Source organism: Bacillus xiamenensis (assembly GCF_000300535.1).
Taxonomy (GTDB): Bacteria; Bacillota; Bacilli; order Bacillales; family Bacillaceae; genus Bacillus; species Bacillus xiamenensis.
The window spans coordinates 1-15,749 of the sequence record NZ_AMSH01000071.1; the positions used below are offsets into that span (position 1 = coordinate 1).

General features: G+C 42.0%; 19 protein-coding genes. 18 read left to right on the top strand and 1 reads right to left on the bottom strand.

What is annotated here, in order from left to right:
• Positions 1-92: 92 nt before the first annotated feature.
• The 16 genes from BA1_RS16355 to BA1_RS16425 all read left to right on the top strand — a co-directional run bounded on the left by BA1_RS16355 (position 93) and on the right by BA1_RS16425 (position 13,585).
• Complete coding sequence (locus tag BA1_RS16355) at positions 93-542, top strand: phage tail assembly chaperone (RefSeq protein ID WP_034739821.1); 450 nt, start codon at positions 93-95, stop codon at positions 540-542.
• A gap of 23 nt (positions 543-565) precedes the next feature.
• The gene (locus tag BA1_RS19585; RefSeq protein ID WP_008361258.1) at positions 566-718 is read left to right on the top strand and encodes a hypothetical protein; all 153 of its coding nucleotides are present in this window, start codon (positions 566-568) and stop codon (positions 716-718) included.
• A gap of 3 nt (positions 719-721) precedes the next feature.
• Complete coding sequence (locus BA1_RS16360) at positions 722-5,698, top strand: transglycosylase SLT domain-containing protein (protein WP_008361260.1); 4,977 nt, start codon at positions 722-724, stop codon at positions 5,696-5,698.
• Complete coding sequence (locus BA1_RS16365; RefSeq protein WP_008361262.1) at positions 5,691-6,353, top strand: LysM peptidoglycan-binding domain-containing protein; 663 nt, start codon at positions 5,691-5,693, stop codon at positions 6,351-6,353. The genes BA1_RS16360 and BA1_RS16365 overlap by 8 nt, the downstream gene beginning before the upstream one ends.
• Before the next feature lie 11 nt (positions 6,354-6,364).
• Entirely contained in the window at positions 6,365-7,456 is a 1,092-nt protein-coding gene (locus BA1_RS16370; protein ID WP_008361264.1) for an XkdQ/YqbQ family protein, read from the top strand.
• A complete protein-coding gene (locus tag BA1_RS16375) occupies positions 7,453-7,734 on the top strand; it encodes a DUF2577 family protein (RefSeq protein ID WP_008361266.1) in 282 nt (93 codons plus the stop codon). The genes BA1_RS16370 and BA1_RS16375 overlap by 4 nt, the downstream gene beginning before the upstream one ends.
• A complete protein-coding gene (locus tag BA1_RS16380) occupies positions 7,734-8,162 on the top strand; it encodes a DUF2634 domain-containing protein (RefSeq protein WP_008361269.1) in 429 nt (142 codons plus the stop codon). Before BA1_RS16375 ends, BA1_RS16380 begins: the two co-directional genes overlap by 1 nt.
• Positions 8,155-9,201, top strand: a complete 1,047-nt coding sequence (locus BA1_RS16385; protein WP_008361271.1) for a baseplate J/gp47 family protein — start codon at positions 8,155-8,157, stop codon at positions 9,199-9,201. The genes BA1_RS16380 and BA1_RS16385 overlap by 8 nt, the downstream gene beginning before the upstream one ends.
• Entirely contained in the window at positions 9,188-10,111 is a 924-nt protein-coding gene (locus BA1_RS16390; protein ID WP_008361273.1) for a YmfQ family protein, read from the top strand. Before BA1_RS16385 ends, BA1_RS16390 begins: the two co-directional genes overlap by 14 nt.
• A 12-nt stretch (positions 10,112-10,123) precedes the next feature.
• On the top strand, positions 10,124-10,507 hold the full coding sequence (locus BA1_RS16395) for a phage tail-collar fiber domain-containing protein (protein WP_008361274.1): 384 nt from the start codon (positions 10,124-10,126) through the stop codon (positions 10,505-10,507).
• A gap of 17 nt (positions 10,508-10,524) precedes the next feature.
• Complete coding sequence (locus BA1_RS16400) at positions 10,525-11,655, top strand: hypothetical protein (RefSeq protein ID WP_008361276.1); 1,131 nt, start codon at positions 10,525-10,527, stop codon at positions 11,653-11,655.
• 5 nt (positions 11,656-11,660) lie between these two features.
• Complete coding sequence (locus BA1_RS16405) at positions 11,661-12,035, top strand: hypothetical protein (RefSeq protein WP_008361279.1); 375 nt, start codon at positions 11,661-11,663, stop codon at positions 12,033-12,035.
• Positions 12,032-12,175, top strand: coding sequence for an XkdX family protein (locus BA1_RS16410; protein WP_008361281.1), 144 nt, complete (start codon positions 12,032-12,034; stop codon positions 12,173-12,175). The genes BA1_RS16405 and BA1_RS16410 overlap by 4 nt, the downstream gene beginning before the upstream one ends.
• A gap of 61 nt (positions 12,176-12,236) precedes the next feature.
• Positions 12,237-12,449, top strand: coding sequence for a BhlA/UviB family holin-like peptide (locus BA1_RS16415; RefSeq protein WP_025092921.1), 213 nt, complete (start codon positions 12,237-12,239; stop codon positions 12,447-12,449).
• A gap of 15 nt (positions 12,450-12,464) precedes the next feature.
• Positions 12,465-12,728, top strand: coding sequence for a phage holin (locus tag BA1_RS16420; protein WP_008361286.1), 264 nt, complete (start codon positions 12,465-12,467; stop codon positions 12,726-12,728).
• Positions 12,729-12,784: 56 nt separating this feature from the next.
• A complete protein-coding gene (locus BA1_RS16425; protein WP_008361288.1) occupies positions 12,785-13,585 on the top strand; it encodes a peptidoglycan recognition protein family protein in 801 nt (266 codons plus the stop codon).
• Positions 13,586-13,652: 67 nt separating this feature from the next.
• On the opposite strand, the gene BA1_RS16430 is transcribed toward BA1_RS16425, so the two are convergent.
• The gene (locus BA1_RS16430; protein ID WP_008361290.1) at positions 13,653-13,988 is read right to left on the bottom strand and encodes a YolD-like family protein; all 336 of its coding nucleotides are present in this window, start codon (positions 13,986-13,988) and stop codon (positions 13,653-13,655) included.
• Between the two features lie 286 nt (positions 13,989-14,274).
• Here BA1_RS16430 and BA1_RS16435 point away from each other — a divergent pair, with 286 nt between their 5' ends.
• Together BA1_RS16435 and BA1_RS19110 are read left to right on the top strand one after the other, a co-directional pair.
• Positions 14,275-15,393 (top strand): response regulator aspartate phosphatase, encoded by a 1,119-nt coding sequence (locus BA1_RS16435; RefSeq protein ID WP_008361291.1) that lies wholly within the window; start codon positions 14,275-14,277, stop codon positions 15,391-15,393.
• A complete protein-coding gene (locus BA1_RS19110; RefSeq protein ID WP_155887880.1) occupies positions 15,383-15,544 on the top strand; it encodes a RapH phosphatase inhibitor in 162 nt (53 codons plus the stop codon). Before BA1_RS16435 ends, BA1_RS19110 begins: the two co-directional genes overlap by 11 nt.
• The last annotated feature ends 205 nt before the right edge of the window (positions 15,545-15,749 follow it).

The window sequence follows — 15,749 nt, forward strand, 5'->3', positions numbered from 1 at the left end:
CTCAATTATACATGAAAAGATTGGAAAGCACATTCAAAAAATGGATGTGCTTTTTTGTATTCAAAAAAACAAATCAAAGGGAGTTTTTAAACATGAGCGAAAAACAAACAAACAACGTATATGATCTTTCATTCTTTATGCCAGGACAAACAACAGAAGCGGAAGAAGTCAAATCCATTATCTCAAAGCGTTTCGTTGATAAAAAAGGGAATGTCATTCCTTTTGTCTTCAAAGCGATCACAACAGAGCGCATCGATGAACTTGAGAAAGAAAACACGACTTTCAAAAATGTTAAAGGTCGTGGACGTGTGAAAGACTTAGATTCTCAACGTTTTTACGCACGTATTGCGGTTGAATCAACTATTTATCCTGACTTTAAGTCAAAAGAATTGCGCGAAGCATACAACACCCAAGATCCAGTCGAAGTGGCAAAACGTGTCCTATCTGTCGGCGGTGAATATGCGAACTGGTTAAACAAAGCTATTGAGGTCAACGGTTTTGAAGACGAGATTGAGGACCTTGAAACAGAAGCAAAAAACTAATAAAAGACGGGAACAAAGAGGCTGTGTATCTGTATTACTGCATGCATGAGCTTCATTACTCCCCGTCTGAACTCTTAGAGGTCTATGAAGCGCCAAGGCGTTTCAAGGGCTTTTTATTTGGGTTGATAGCCCACAAACTTGAAGTGTTAGAAAAGGAATCGAAGAAAGGGGGATAAGACATGGCTCGTTTGACAGCTCGGTTTGATTTACAAGACCGGATCACGCGTAAGTTGCGTTTGATCAGAGGGGACTTAGAACGACTTGATAGATTGCGCCGCAGATCAGAGCGGCCAATCACTCTAAGAATCAGGGACAATGCCACAATTGCTTTAAGACGTGTGCAGCGGTTCATATTGCGTGATCTTGCTAGAACCTATCAGCTGACACTGGAAGTAAATGATCTGGCCACAAAAGCATTGAGAAAGTTCAATGGCTTCTTACAACGCAAGATGCCGCGTACTCATAGCGTGCTGATGCGCATTAAAGATCAGGCAACACCAGGGCTGGTCAGGCTTCGTCGCTACATCGATCGGAAGTTTGGCAAAGTAGAACGGTTTGCCATAACGGTTCATGATCGGGCAACGGCGGGAATCAAACGTATTGCTTCATATGCAGCGCGTCAGCTTGGTCGAGGTTACAGCTATACAATTAGAGCCGTTGATATGGTCCGGCGCACGGTAAGCCGTATAGCTTCTTATACTCGAAATACACTCGGTACTGAGTACAGGGTGGCGATTAATGCGATTGATCGTTTCACCGCTCCAGTACGTGGGGCTGTCTCATTTGCAAATACCCATTTGGGACGGACTTACACAACCACAATTAAGGTCCTTGATCTTATCACAAAACCATTACGGGGGATTGTGTCAGCTGTCACCAGTACACTTGGTTTGCTTGGAGTAGGAGCCGGTGCAACAGGTGGTATTGTTGTGCCACTTAAAATGGTGGCGGATCGACAGAACATGACCACGGCTTTTGAAACACTGCTCGGCAGCAGAGGAAAAGCAGATGCACGTTTGGATGAACTGACAGCCTTTGCTGGTCAAACGCCATTTACTCGTGATGAAATTTTCGAGTCAAGTCGAGTTCTTCAGGTGTTTACGGGCAATGCCCTTTCTACGACTGAAGGTATGAAGCTAGTCGGGGATGTTGCTGCAGGTGTTCAGCGACCGTTCTCAGAAGTTGCGCTATGGATGGGGCGTTTATATGACGGCATTAAATCGGGGCGTCCTATCGGTGACGCAACGGCAGCTCTTCAAGAAATGGGGGCGATCTCAGGCGATGCCAGAGGCAAGCTCGAAAAACTTGCAAAGAGCGGCAAGGACATAAATAAAACTTGGCCGGAAGTCACGAAGGAATTTGGCAAATACAACGACATGATGATCAAAATGTCGGACAACTTGGCCAACTTATTTCTGGGTGTTAAATCATTCATAAATAACAGCATCCTTATGCCTTGGGGTAAAGGACTTGCAGCTGCGTTTCAACCTGCACTAGAAGCATTTAGAACGTGGCGCGGGGAATATTCCTTTGTACTGACCGATCTTTCCAATAAAGCTGAAAAGGCGGGCAAGAAATTTGCTAACAGCTTCCTTGATCCGACAAAGAGTGTTTTCGGATTCATTGGTGATCAATTTAAAATTCTGTTTCCTGGTGAGAAGTTAACCAAAAAGCAGACGCAAGAACTCAAAGTGAAATTTAAGGACAACCCTAAGCTGAAGAAGCACTTTGAACAACTAGAAAAATACAGAAAAATGGACTTTGAAACTCGGTGGAAGCTAGTTCTTGATAATACGAAAGACGTTTTTGGCCAATGGTGGGAAAAGACAGGAAAGCCTGGTCTTTTCAAAATGGCCGAGAATGTCGGGAAGACTTACGGCGGCATCATAAACGGTGTGATCAACGGTCTACTTGGTATTGATGACAAGCAGTCTGAGGATAGTTTCACTGATGCAGGAGCAAAGGCTGGAAAGATCTTCATCGAATCCTTTTTAGAAGCTCTTGATCCGGTGCAATTAGGTATTCGGATCACTAAAAAGATCGGTGAGATCAACTGGAATGCCCTTACTGGCGAAGGTTCAATTGCCGGTGCGCTGATTGCCAATGCATTTGCACTCGCATTCCTTGGAAAAGTGGCCACGTTGTTAAAGCCGCTCAAATCCATTCTTTCCGGAGCTTTTGCTGTCTACAAATGGGGCAAAGGTTTAAGAGGAGGAATGGGAGCAGGAACGAGCGGTGGTGTAATTGGAGGTTCTGGAGGAGCCGGGCGACCGCCAAGGAACCAACGACCTCCTGAATATCGTCAGCCTTGGATCAATAGAGGGGAGCCGGTACGTCCAACAATGCCAAACCAAGGTCGAGGCGGTGGATTCTTAGGAAATCTCGGTAAAGGTGCAAAGAGTATTGGAAAACGCATTCCTATTCTCGGTACGCTGATTGCCGCCACCGAATTAATCGGTATGAACAATGATAATAAAGGCGAGAAGATCGGTGGGTTCACAGGAAATCTAGGTGGCGGTATTGGTGGAGCCGCAATCGGAACAATGATCGCACCTGGTATCGGAACAGCTATCGGTGGAATCTTAGGAAGCATCTTTGGCGGTGATCTTGGCAAATGGATTGGAAAGATGTTCGATAACGGTACCATCAAGAAAAAATGGGATGAGATCGTCAAATGGTCAGAGGATGCAATCAAGTGGATTAAAGATACATGGAAAGATATTTCTACTTGGTTCAATGACAACGTGGCTGAACCAATTGGTGGTTTTTTTGAAAAAGCATGGACAAAAATTAAAACCACTTGGGAGAAAGTCTCTAACTGGTTCATGGAAAAAGTATTCATACCTATTTATAACTTTGTTGTACCAATCATCAACTTTGTGGTTGGTGTTTTCACCGTTGCTTGGAACATTATTAAAACCATATGGGGTGTTGCATCAACTTGGTTCATGGAAAAGGTATGGAAACCATATGGTAAATATGCAGTAGAAGCCATTGGATGGGTATGGAATAAACTTGTTGATACATGGAATTGGATCAAAGAGACATGGGGAGTATTGTCTGAATGGTTTAATGAATATGTGTGGACACCATTTAAGACATATGCCATTCCAGCAATCATGTTTATCTGGAATCTATTCAAAGGTACATGGAACTGGATTAAAACAACATGGGTGATACTTGCAACTTGGTTTGATGAGTATGTATGGCAGCCGTTTAAAACTTACGCTTTGCCAGCCATTATCTTTATATGGAATTTGTTTAAAAATACATGGAATTGGATTAAAACCACTTGGATTATACTTGCCAAATGGTTTGATGAGTATGTGTGGCAGCCGTATCAAAAATATGCAAAGCCAGCAATTGAATTCGTGTGGGAGAAATTTCAGGATGCATGGAAAATCATCAAGGGTATTTGGAAAACAGTGAGTGGATGGTTTGAAGAGAAAGTATTTAAACCGTTGAAGGGTCATGCTGAAAAACTCACAGAAATATGGAATGGGTTTTTCGGTTTAGTTGGTAAAGTGGTTGGTAAAGCAAAAGAGATTACTGGAAAAGGATTTAAATTCTTTGAAGGAATAGGTGAAGAAAAAACAGGTATGAAAAAAGTCCCTACTAAGGGGAAAAAGCCAGATCAGAAAGCCACCGGTGGTTATATCACCCAACCTACCTTATCATGGATCGGCGAGGCTGGGAAAGAGTTTGTCATCCCGACTGAAAACAACAAAGGACGAGGAAAGATGCTACTTGCACAAGCAGCTTCTCATCTTGGAATGTCCGTAGTGCCAAACGGTGCATCACCAACCTCTCCAGCAAGCTCATCATCTCCTATGAGACCAGCAGCTGCTTCATCAGTTTCCACTTCTACAAGTGGATCTGTATCAATTGGAGAGACCGGCAACGCATCAAAATATGGGGAACAGTTTAGCACTGAATTTGAAAAAGGGTTAAACAGCAAAGTGGTTTCACTTGAACAGTGGAAACAAGCTAATATCAAGCAGCCATTTACTCAAATTCAGGCAGCGACTCCGCAGTATGGAGCACAAACTGTCACCGGCTTTGCTGCAGGTCAAAGCATGACACCAACTGGCACAGGTCAATTTTTAGATCAAAATGTAAGACAACCTTTCTTATCTGCCCGACAAGAGTCACCTACATGGGGCGGTGGACTGATTGACTCATTCAACAGCGGTATGAGGTCAAAAGGAAGCGAAGTGACACAAGCGGCCAAGGACATGGCGAAGAAAGTAGAACAGGCGTTTAGAGAAGAATTAGATATACATTCTCCTTCACGTGTCATGATGAGTCTTGGGAAATTCGCATCAATCGGTGTCGTCAAAGGTCTTGATTCAGTTGATGTAAAGAAATTCGCAGAGAATCAAGCCGGTTCCTTAATTGCTGCATTTAGCGGAATGGGCGCATCTAATCTGAGTGTTCAACAATGGCTTATGGCAGCTCTGATGGCAACCGGTACATCTATGAGCTGGTTACCTGGTTTGATGACGATCGCGCAGCATGAGTCACGTGGAAACCCGAAAGCGATCAACCTATGGGATTCAAACGCCAAAAGAGGAACGCCATCTAAAGGGTTGATGCAGACCATTGATCCGACCTTTAATTCTAATAAGGCAAGCGGCATGAACGACATCTGGAACCCGATTCATAATGCTGCAGCTGCTATCAATTACATCAAAGGCAGATATGGGAATGTGTACAATACGCCTGGATTGAGAAGTATCAGAAACGGTGGACCATATAAGGGTTATGCAAACGGGGGACTGATCACTCAGGAACAGATAGCTAGAGTCGGTGAAGGAAACAAGCGTGAATGGATTATTCCTGAAGAACGAGGCATACGTGGTCGCTACTTGTTGGCTCAAGCTGCACAGGCTTTAGGAATGGACGTATATGATCCGGCCAACACTGCATCATCTGAGCTTTCACAAGGGCAGGTGCAAACAGTAACAGCTGGCACAGCGAATGCACCTTCTGCTTCTGGTGGATCAAAACAGATCATCATTAATTTTAATGGTGAGCAGCATTATCATAATGGCCAAGATGCAGAAGGGCTTGCAGAGAAGATCAAACAGATGTTGATTGATGAGTTAGAGAATGAAATCAACACAGGAACGAAGGGAGTCGTGATCGATGGCTAAATCAAAATATCAACTTTGGATTTCGCAAGGGAAGGACAAATTACGATTCCCTGTCCTTCCTGAAAAACTTGAACTGAACAACAACGTACAAAATGAATCTATCAAAGTATCAAAATTTGGCGAGCTTACATTTTTGGATGTACCAGGGGCTCGCCAAATTTCATTTACAACGTTTTTTCCAAAGAAATATACACCGATTGCCGAATATAAAAGGATTCCTTCACCAGAGAATGCGATCGCCAAAATAGAGCGATTCATGAAATCAAAAAAGCCCGTACGCTTTATTGTCACAGGAACCAAAATCAATATGCAATGCAGCATAGAAAGCTTCAATCACAATGAAGGTACTTATGATGTTGGTGATCGAGAATTCACGCTGCAGCTTAAAGAATATAAAACTGCATCACCTAGAAAAATTAAAAGGAAAGCCAAAAAGAGCAGCAAAAAACGCAGCTCAAAAGGCGCACCAAAAGTGTACACCGTTAAAAAGGGTGATACCTTGTGGGATATTTCTGGCCGCTTCTATGGTGATAGCACAAAGTGGCGTCGCATTTGGAATGCGAATAAAGCTGCGATGATCAAGCGGAGTAGACGCAATATTAGACAACCAGGGCATTGGATTTTCCCTGGTCAAAAATTAAAAATACCACAATAGGGGTGATCCGATTGATAGAACTCTTTGCAGTGCGGAGCGGGACCATGTATGAGCTTGTGACAGAGAGCATCACGCTTCGTGGTCAAAGGTATCAAGCTCCCCGATCTATACAAGCAACTATCGTGACTAAACAGAGTTCACAAAAATATTACAGCATCAAAGAGGGTGACACGGTTCTTTTCAAGTGGAAGGGAAAAGAACTTTTCAGAGGAACAGTGTTTGCAAGAACGCCGAAGGACGAAAAGCTCACTTTTACTGCTTACGACATGCTTCAGTATTTGGTGAAGAACCAGGATGTCTATGTCTTTGCAAACAAGCGGGCTGATCAGATAATGAAGCGGCTTGGTCAAGATTTTCAGATCCCGATGACGTCGATAGCTAACACTGGCCATGTCATTAAATCACTTGTATTCAAAAACGATACAAGCCTTTATGACATCATCCTGCAGGCGTTGAAAGAAACAAAGAAGCAAACAGGACGTAACTATCAAATCTATTCTGCTAAAGGCAAGATGGGGCTGAGAGCTTGGCCTGATCCGTCCGAAGTTTGGGTAATTGAATCAGGCGTGAATCTCATTGATTATCAGTACAGCACCTCGATTGAGGAAACGGCCACACGTGTGAAGATGAGAGCAACACATGTGGAAAAAATTAAGGTGCTGAAGAAGGAAAAAAAGAAATCAAAGGCTACTGATCAAGACAAAGATAAGAAAACAGCTAAAACCACGAAGCCGAAAACTGTTACGCAAAAGAAAGAGATTGAGATGTTGGCTGTGGCGAATGATAGTGCTGCTAGAAGTAAATACGGCATCCTGCAACACGTCGAAAGAGTGTCAGGGGAAATCAATCAGGCACAGCTGCAAAAGAGGGCTGATGTTCGTCTCTCACAGAAAAAGGGCGTGAAAAAAGAACTCAAAAGTATCCAAGCTCTAGGTATTCCTGGATTACAAAGCGGCATGCCAATACGCATCATCATTCCTGATATCGGTATCAAAAAAACGTACTGGATCGATCAAGACAGCCATGAATTTAAAGGAACCAAACACACCATGACGATTGATGTCGTTGAAAAGAATACGATCCCAACGGGGAACCAGACATGAAACTAAGCGAGGCAATTAAGCGATTGGCTGTCGATGCTGTTGATGCACAATCACCAATGGAATTGATACTCGGTGATATGGTGTCTGTTTCCCCTCTTAGTGTTCGACTCAATGAGAATGATAAACTCATCATTCCTGAAGAACTTCTTATCTGGCCAGCCCGCTTAGACGAGGGGGAAGATGATGAGCTAGAAGAAGGCGATAGTGTCATGGTCCTTGCGATGACAGGCGGACAAACGTTTTACATCTTAGATAAAGTAGTAGGAGGTGGTTCATAATGGCTCTTTCACCTGAAGAAGAGATTGAGGATTTGGATGAGGACGAAGAGGATATTGTTGAACCTTCGACCACCTACCGTATCGATTTCGAGTCAGGACGTCTAACCAATGAAAAGATCAATGGTCTTGATGCCATTCGCCAATTTGTCTATATGGCCCTTAGAACTGAACGATATTCGCATGCTGTTTATAGCCATGACGTAGGATGCGAAGTGCAGGAAGCTGTTTCTGATGAAGAATCAACGGACGAATACAAGGAGATGGAGATCCCGCGGCTCATTGAAGAAGCACTTCTTGTTGATGAAAGAATTGAAAGTGTGCAAGATTTTGAGATCACTAAAGAAGGGGCAACTTTTAAGGTGGTCTTTAATGTTGTGACAGATGAGGGAACCTTGGAGATCGAGGAGGTGATTGGCGAAGATGTTTGAAGATCAGTCTTATGAAGCCATCATGGAACGCATGTTGGAACGTATACCCGATGATATTGATAAACGTGAAAACAGCGTCATATGGAATGCGTTGGCTCCTGCAGCTGCGGAACTTGCTCAATCTTATATATGGCTTGATCAGGTATTCGATCTTGTCTTTGCGGATACAGCGCAGGGAGAATTTTTAGATAGACGAGCTGCTGAAGTTGGAATCACTCGTAAAGCGGCCACAAGTGCTGTATGGTCCGTTGAAGTCTCGCCCGAAGGTATAAGAATACCAACGGGATCAAGGTTCTACATTGATAGTCTATATTTTCAGTTTGAATCTGATGGAACTTTGAAATGTGAAACGACTGGTGCTGTAGGCAATGGGAATTTTGCAGAGCTGCCGCTCCTATCGCTCGATAACATACCAGGACTTGAGTCTGTCATATTTGAAGAATTGAAGATACCAGGGCAAGAGGAAGAAGACGATGAAGCTCTGTATGAACGGTACTTGATGAGGGCAAGGCGGGAGGCTGTCAGTGCCAACAAAGCTCATTATAAAAAGTGGGCTGAAGAAGTAGAAGGAGTTGGCAGGGCAAAGGTTTTTCCTCTTTGGAACGGAGAAGGAACAGTCAAAATTGTCATCACAGATGGTAATTTTGATGTTGCGACGGATCTGCTCGTCAATAAGGTCCAAGAGTACATTGATCCGGTTCCAGGAGAAGGGGAAGGCCAAGCACCTATTGGAGCGACTGCAACTGTTGAAAGTGCTAAGTGGAAAGATGTTGAGGTGTCCGTATCTGTGGAGCTTAAAATGGATTACTCCATTGAAGATGCACAACAAGAGATTGAAGAGAAGGTCAAAGCGCTTCTAAAATCACTTGCCTTTGAAGAAAATGTGATCAGAATGTCAGCGATCAATGACATTTTATATCATGCGGATAGTGTCTCTGATTATGCGGATGTCTTGATAAACGGCGAATCCAAAAACTTGCCCCTCCAAGACATTGAAATTCCGCGTCTAGGGCAGGTGAACGTCATTGAGCAAGCTTGATGAAATGAAAGCTTACCTGCCTGCTTATCTAACGGAGATCACTGAATTTGATGAATTAATGAAATCAGAGGCTCCTGAGATGGAAAGGCTAGATGATTCTATTTTTGATATGACTGATCAGCTTTTTCCGATCACAGCAACATGGGGATTGGATCGATGGGAAAGAATGCTGAAGGTGCAGCGTGAGTCAGGTGACTCGATTGAATTGAGAAGGGCACGTGTATTGAATCTCATGTCAAACATTCCACCGATCACGTATGCATCCCTAGAAAGAGCAGTGAACCGGTTCTTGAAGAAACCTAGCGCAGTGGTTCGTCTAACGACAGGCCGCTATCATTTCTCCCTTCGTGTTAATTTGGATGACCTGCAGAACACCAGATACATTGTGGAGACGCTTGAAAACTTAAAGCCTGCACACTTGGCTTACAAATTCACAAGCGTTCATCATACGGATATTCATGAAATCAAAGACTATCATAACCGGCTCACACTGCGCAGCAGAGTGGGCTTTTTTGATCACATCCCGATTCTGTTAAATGGAGAGTTTTTACTTAATGGCACTTTTTATTTGAGCGGATCGCGCAATTCAACAGATATTCCAGTGCGCTTCCGGCAATCTTTAAAGCTGGCCTTGAAGCTCAAAAAAGAAATGAAAGTTCTTGGACGTACAAGATATGTCATGGTAGGAGCCAAACACGAAACAGATCAACAAGCAGCTCTTACACTTCGATCTCGTTTCAAACACGTAAATAAAGAAAAAAGGAAAGTAACATTCCGCATGGCTGCTCATGTATCAAATGATCAGAGCGGAAGTGTAATCATTAAGCAGAAATATTGGACGCTTGATGGATCAGTATCGCTAGATGGTTCAAAATATCTAGCTGCCACGTCCAAACAAATAGATTTATAAAGGAGGATCATAATGGCTGATCAATTAACCGTAACAACGCTTTATGCTCGGCAACAAATGGCGAAGGCTAGAGCAGAAGGAACGAAGCTCACAAAAGTGGTTAAGATGGCTTTTGGGAATGGTGGAACTAAGGACGGAAAGCCAATCTCTCTGGATGGAACAGAACAAGAATTAAAGAGTGAACTTGTTCAAAAGGAGATTGATTCATACGAGTTTATGGAGCCGGCGAAGATCCGGTACACATGCACCATCGCTGAAGGAGAGCTTGCAGGAGAAGTGATCAACGAATTAGCTCTTGTCGACGAAGACGGTAAATTCACCGCCATCCGCACTATGACAGACAAGCAAAAGGATGGTGACATTGAATTCATCTTTGAGATTGATGATATTTACTAGGAAAGGAGTGCTCATCGATGGACATTAAATCTCCTAAAGTGTTTGAAACAAGTGACAAGGCTCATGCGGATTTGTTCAATGAAATGGTTAAAGTGTTGCTTGAAAATGACTATGGACTGTTAGATCAAATCATTGGACATATTGACGATACCAAGCCGCATGCATCTGAAGCGGAGAAAAAGAAATGGAATGAATCGCAGTTATATAAAATCACAGCTGATGACGGCAAATACTTGATCTCTGTTCCAGCTGACAAAAATATTTATGATGCGATTAAAGACAAAGGGACCTGTACTTTCATTGCATCCCCAGGTGTAGAAGATTCCCCAGCGCCAAGCAATGCCTATTTGAGAGGTATTCAGACGGTGGGACAAAACAACATCGGAACCGGTTTTGCAGTAGACACGTCAGGCAATGCATATTACTTCTACTATAATTCCAACCATATATCTATCACTTGGACGAGGCTGCCGACAATAGCTGAACAAGATAAATGGAACAATGGCCAACTCTATAAATTGACGCAAGATTCAGGTGAACGTAAACCGCTCCCCAAAGTATTAAACGGAACAGATGTCTTATCATTGCCTCCTGGCCGTTATTATGCAGCTGGTCAATATCTTACAAACATTCCGACAACCAATGATTCAGGTTGGTTTAATATCGATGTTGATACTGCTGTAACAAGAAAAAACATTCATGTATGTCGAAGTTTTGATAATCTACATTGGTTCGGAACTGTTCATACAGAGGGGAATTTCACAGGTTGGAAACGTGTTCTTACTGACACAGATGCAAAACTCAATTGGAAGTACCCCACAATCGGAAACGGGTGGAAAACATATCAGTCTGAGGTCAATAATGATTATCGGGTACGTGTTGCAAAGGATGCGCTTGGAACTGTTACTGTTAAGGGAGCAATTGCCGGAGGGACATTAGGTGATGTACCTGCCTTTACGTTACCAGAAGGATGTGAACCAGTTGCTCCTTTCTACAATCTTGGAGTCGCTTCAAGTACCGGTGGTTTTAAAGGACCTCAATATAGTAGACAATATATCGCAACTGATGGCCGTTTTTGCATACAAAGCACAAGCAGCAATACTGAGTTTATTGTCGTGAATTGTATGTTTAAGGCAAAGGAGGGATAAATCATATGAAGCCAATATACGCGTACGATGAGGATTTTAAGTATATACCTGGTGGAGATAAAGAAATCCCAGATGATGCTGAAATTCCAGAAGGGTTTACAGACGTTCAACCGCAAGAAGGGTTGTACATCGCGAAATACAATCCCACAAGCAAGACATGGAGTGAGTCGGCAACCCAGGAATACATTGATAGCTTACAAACAGAGCAACCGCCGTATGATATTGATTTACTAAAACAGCAAAATGCGGTCTTAACTAAACAATTGAGTCAGCTTTCAAAAGAAGCAGCTGCAGCTAAATTGCGTGAGGCACAAATGGCAAAACAATTGGCTCAACTTATGACTGAGATTCAGGAGTTGAAGGGTGGTGAAAAATCATGATATATCCAACAGTTGCGGATATAAAGCAGTTTTGGGATTGGAAGTGTTACGGTCCTGAAGACATTGCCTTTTATGTAGAAATCGGTTGGATTAACAAAGAAGACTATCAAGAAATAACAGGAGAACAATACGAAGCCTAGAGGGGCTTTTTATTTTGCCTTCTTTAAGGAGGTGGACAATGTGAAGGAGTAGGTGAGTATGGTGGAAATGGATTTGGCGCAATATTTGATGACACAAGGACCCTTTGCGGTTCTTTTTTGTTGGGTATTGTTTTATGTTCTAAATACAACAAAGGAAAGAGAAAACAAACTCAATGAGCAAATTGAGGCGCAAAATGAAGTCTTAGCAAAGTTTAGTGAGAAGTATGACGTGGTGATCGATAAACTCGATAAAATTGAACGGAATTTAAAATAGTAGGAGGAAACAATTATGAAAAACTTCGACAAAGGCACTGTGATCCGTACAGTGCTTCTTTTTATGGCATTAATCAACCAAACGTTAATTCTATTTGGTAAGCCAATCTTGCCGATCAGCGAGGATCAAGTCACTTCGTTGGCTGAAACGTTATATCTTGCAAGTTCAATGATTTTTACAATTGTTACAACCTTGATGGCTTGGTTCAAAAACAACTATGTAACATCGAAAGGGCAGCAGCAGAAAGAAGTTCTAAAACAAAAAGGATTAACGAAGTAAGGAGCTGCCAAGAGGCGGCTCTTTTTATATTAAATTGATCAAAGGAGACGATGAACGTGGTAAAAATCATTAAAGATTATATTCCGAAAAGCAACAAGAACCGTCCTGGCAACTACATGAAGCCTTTATATATTACGGTCCACAATACTGCTAATACTAAAAAAGGAGCAGACGCAGCTAATCACGCTAGTTTTGTTAAGCGATCTAGCACGGGGGTAAGCTGGCACTTTACTGTGGATGAAAATTGTATCTATCAGCATTTGCCGCTAAACGAAAACGGTTGGCATGCGGGAGATGGTCGGGGAACCGGCAATATGAAATCAATTGGTATCGAGGTTTGTGAGAATGCTGATGGGGACTTTGAAAAGGCAGTTGAGAACGCCCAATGGCTAATTCGTCAGCTGATGACCGAGCAAGGCATTCCATTGGCCAACGTTGTGCCACATAAGAGATGGAGCGGCAAAAATTGTCCGCGAAAGCTGCTTAATCGTTGGGACAGCTTCAAAGCTGGGATCGCCGTTGCTCACACAAATAAAAAGCCGACTGTTAAACCAACAACAGCAGTACCATCCAAAACAGCAGTTTCCAAGCCTGCTAAAAAGTCATACAACCTGCCTACCGGCATTTTAAAAGTCACGAATCCTCTTACAAAGGGATCAGCAGTAAAAGCCGTACAAGAAGCCCTAGCGGCTGTTTACTACTACCCGGATAAAAAGGCAAAAAACAACGGTATTGATGGCTACTATGGAGCCAAGACTGCGAATGCAGTCAAGCGATTCCAGCTCATGAATGGCTTAACACCTGATGGCATATACGGACCGAAGACAAAAGCCGCTCTCGAAAAACTATTAAAATAAAAATCTATAGATATGACTACAGGAAAAGAAATTAGCCCCTGTCCTTAATGGATGGGGGCTTTTTTGTTTAAAGTGTTTTTACATTAAGTATATCTGCAAATTTTATTAAATTTGTATCAGAACGGCTATCTTTTACATGAAACAGTTTCTTTATATGGTCCACGTATACAACTTGTCCCGATACCTCTCGAACAAACCCATCATCAAATAGCTCGAAATTCAGAGTCGAGTCTTCGCTCATAGCAGTCGCTATTGTATATTCAAATTCTTCAATCTGTTCTGGGCTTAATGTTGGCCGCTCGATCTTATGTTTTGCAAGATGAAGCTGCCTTAGCGCTTCGTTGTGTTCCGGCAGAATAAATTTCATCTGCCATCTATTTTGATCTTTTCTTTCATCCCACACCAATATCACCTCATTCGAATTATAACCGAATGTTTGTTCTGTGTCTAAGTTTGAGTTATAATAAATTTATATACGGTTTACCCGCGGAAACGGGGATTAAAAAATTCGTATATTTCAATGATTTACTTCTTTATCAAACCACTATTACTCATGTATTACTCACATGGCTCCTTTACAGGAGCTCTTTTTTTTGCTCTTTTTTGCGGTTTCTTTTCGGTGCTTTGTAAATTCCTGTATGTAATAATATATGTAATATAAGGGAATTTTGTGGAAGGGGAGTAAGGGGATGGAGAAGGTTCTTTCTTCACATGTTGGTGTGAAAATAAATGAATGGTATAAAATGATTCGTCAATTTAGTGTACCAGATGCAGAGATTTTGAAAGCTGAGGTAGAACAAGAAATTGAACGAATGGAAGAAGACCAGGATTTACTGATTTACTATCAATTGATGTGCTTTCGTCATCAGCTTATGCTTGATTATATTAAACCCTCAGACCAGCGCTCTTTATCCATTGCAGACTTAGTAGATAAAATAGAAAACTCAAATCATAAATTATCCGGCATGCTGCAGTATTACAACGCTTTTTTTCGTGGGATGTACGAGTTCAGTATAAAAGAATATGTACAGGCCATTCAATACTATAAAATGGCGGAGAAACAACTTACGCTAGTTATAGATGATATTGAACAAGCCGAGTTTCACTTCAAGGTGGCTGAAGCCTACTATATTATGAAACAAACCCATGTTTCCATGCATCATATTTTAAAAGCTCTGGAAATCTACGATCAATATGATCTGTATAAAGTAAGAAAAATTCAATGTTTGTTTGTCATAGCAGGAAATTATGATGATTTGGCTCGACACGATAAATCAATTCCTCATCTAAAGAATGCAATTAAAATAGCAGAGGAAATTGGTGATCAAAAAATTCTAACTAAAGCCTTTTTGAACATTGGCCATACATTTGATAGAGACGGTCAATGGGATGAAGCTATCAATTATTTTGAGAAGGCTATTCAAAAGGCAGATGATGATTCGGAGCTTCTTACCAAATTGTATTTTGCGATTAGCTGTACGCAATTTAAAGCAGGAAGATTTAAAGAAGGAGAAGCATCTTTAAAACAAGGAACTAATATACTTGAGGATGCCCCTAATAAGCTTTATGAAAATCTATTTACCTTCTTAGAAGCGGTTTATGTTAATAATATAAATGAGGAGCAGCTGGCCGAAGTGTTTCAGTATCTAGAACAGAAACAGCTTTTCGCTTACGCTGAGGCATGCTATATAGTGTATGCAGATGAGTATGGGAAACAAGGTCAATTTGAAGAAGCAACAGCTGCTTATCAAAAGGTATTAGAAACACAACTCAAAATTCAGAGAGGGGATTGTTTGTATGAGTTTTAAGAAGGGTTTTACGATGATTGCTCTTACTGTGATTGCAGCTGCAGGAGTGTACACTATTGCAACTGATCGAAACACGACATCGATAGAAATACAAAAAATCGATCGAAACACGACGATGATCGATCGAAACACAACTTCTCTAAACGTATAGGCAAAATTAAAACAGACCCTGCATGGTCTGTTTTTTTATGGGGACGGATTGGGGACCAACCCTTTCAGTTTTGTTCAGAAATGAAAATATTTATTCAGAAAGGCTCATCATAGAATCTTATTAAATCAGTCTTTATCAGAGAACGTCTGTTTGCTTCGGGTTATGTCGTTCACCCTGCCAGCGTAGCGCTCTCCCAGCTGAGCTA

Excerpts from the sequence above, each read along its gene's own strand:
- BA1_RS16375 (WP_008361266.1), top strand. The coding sequence starts at position 7,453 with ATGAAACTAAGCGAGGCAATTAAGCGATTGGCTGTCGATGCTGTTGAT.
- BA1_RS16365 (WP_008361262.1), top strand. The coding sequence starts at position 5,691 with ATGGCTAAATCAAAATATCAACTTTGGATTTCGCAAGGGAAGGACAAA.
- BA1_RS16405 (WP_008361279.1), top strand. The coding sequence starts at position 11,661 with ATGAAGCCAATATACGCGTACGATGAGGATTTTAAGTATATACCTGGT.
- BA1_RS16435 (WP_008361291.1), top strand. The coding sequence starts at position 14,275 with ATGGAGAAGGTTCTTTCTTCACATGTTGGTGTGAAAATAAATGAATGG.
- BA1_RS16385 (WP_008361271.1), top strand. The coding sequence starts at position 8,155 with ATGTTTGAAGATCAGTCTTATGAAGCCATCATGGAACGCATGTTGGAA.
- BA1_RS16360 (WP_008361260.1), top strand. The coding sequence starts at position 722 with ATGGCTCGTTTGACAGCTCGGTTTGATTTACAAGACCGGATCACGCGT.
- BA1_RS16380 (WP_008361269.1), top strand. The coding sequence starts at position 7,734 with ATGGCTCTTTCACCTGAAGAAGAGATTGAGGATTTGGATGAGGACGAA.
- BA1_RS16355 (WP_034739821.1), top strand. The coding sequence starts at position 93 with ATGAGCGAAAAACAAACAAACAACGTATATGATCTTTCATTCTTTATG.
- BA1_RS16420 (WP_008361286.1), top strand. The coding sequence starts at position 12,465 with ATGAAAAACTTCGACAAAGGCACTGTGATCCGTACAGTGCTTCTTTTT.
- BA1_RS16395 (WP_008361274.1), top strand. The coding sequence starts at position 10,124 with ATGGCTGATCAATTAACCGTAACAACGCTTTATGCTCGGCAACAAATG.
- BA1_RS16410 (WP_008361281.1), top strand. The coding sequence starts at position 12,032 with ATGATATATCCAACAGTTGCGGATATAAAGCAGTTTTGGGATTGGAAG.
- BA1_RS16400 (WP_008361276.1), top strand. The coding sequence starts at position 10,525 with ATGGACATTAAATCTCCTAAAGTGTTTGAAACAAGTGACAAGGCTCAT.
- BA1_RS19110 (WP_155887880.1), top strand. The coding sequence starts at position 15,383 with ATGAGTTTTAAGAAGGGTTTTACGATGATTGCTCTTACTGTGATTGCA.